Source organism: Neobacillus drentensis NBRC 102427, from assembly GCF_001591445.1.
Classification (GTDB): Bacteria; Bacillota; Bacilli; order Bacillales; family Cytobacillaceae; genus Neobacillus; species Neobacillus drentensis.
The window spans coordinates 1-841 of record NZ_BCUX01000143.1 but is presented as its reverse complement, the minus strand read 5'-3'; the positions used below and the strand labels follow the sequence as shown (position 1 = coordinate 841).

The window sequence follows — 841 nt, the reverse complement described above, 5'->3', positions numbered from 1 at the left end:
GGCTTAGGAGGTAGGGAGATGAAATTTAAGATTTTACCATCAAAAAATACAGAAGCATACGAATTGTTAAAGATTCAAAGAGAAGCGTTTTATTCCGATTTAATGAAATATAAGGATTACGATACAAATCCAGCAACTGAATCATTGGAATATTTTTTATTTAGAATGCAAAACTCTTTGCATTATTCAATTTTTGTTGAAGATAAGCTTGCAGGCGGAATCTGCATTGTCATACAGACCTATATTCATTATTATTTGTTTTCGATTTTTCTTAGCTCTCGATTTCAAAACAAAGGTTTGGGTTCTAAAATAGTACAGGAGCTAGAAAGACGATTCCCTCATGTACGAAAGTGGTCGCTTCATACCCCAAAAGATGATCATCGAAATCGCCATTTTTATGAAAAACTCGGGTTTAAAAAAACAGGGCAGGAACCAATAAACCAGTACTTGACACTTATAAATTATGAAAAGAATATGCGGTAAATTTAGCCGTATTCATAATACTCCCGGGTTAATTATTGCCAATGAAAAATCAAACCATCAGCCTTCGCATTACAAAATCTTGAAATTAACACAAAGGTTATTTCAACACTCTTTTCGACGTGAAGCGAAGTTAACTACTTAACCTGAACATCATATACCACTTCTTGTACTATTCCATTCTCGTCAATGTATTTGTAGCCCGCGATACCAGCTGCTGCCGAACCCGCAGTTCTAGAAAATTGACATGGTGTAAATTCATAAAACCATACACCCGGACTAAATATAGTCAAATAGATGTGAGCGTCAACCGTTGTTCCTCTTGGAACATAGGCAGTCTTGTAATCAAAATGCCAACCCC

General features: G+C 35.7%; 2 protein-coding genes. One reads left to right on the top strand and one right to left on the bottom strand.

The features are described 5' to 3' along the window. Positions 1-18 precede the first annotated feature (18 nt). Positions 19-483 carry a GNAT family N-acetyltransferase gene (locus BDR01S_RS24580; RefSeq protein WP_066250617.1) on the top strand — a complete coding sequence of 155 codons (465 nt, stop codon included), beginning with the start codon at positions 19-21 and terminating at the stop codon, positions 481-483. A gap of 134 nt (positions 484-617) precedes the next feature. On the opposite strand, the gene BDR01S_RS26010 is transcribed toward BDR01S_RS24580, so the two are convergent. After that, positions 618-841: hypothetical protein (locus BDR01S_RS26010; RefSeq protein ID WP_169801480.1), on the bottom strand; the 224-nt coding region annotated here is incomplete at its 5' end.

Coding starts and splice junctions, on each gene's coding strand:
- BDR01S_RS24580 (WP_066250617.1), top strand. CDS start 19: ATGAAATTTAAGATTTTACCATCAAAAAATACAGAAGCATACGAATTG.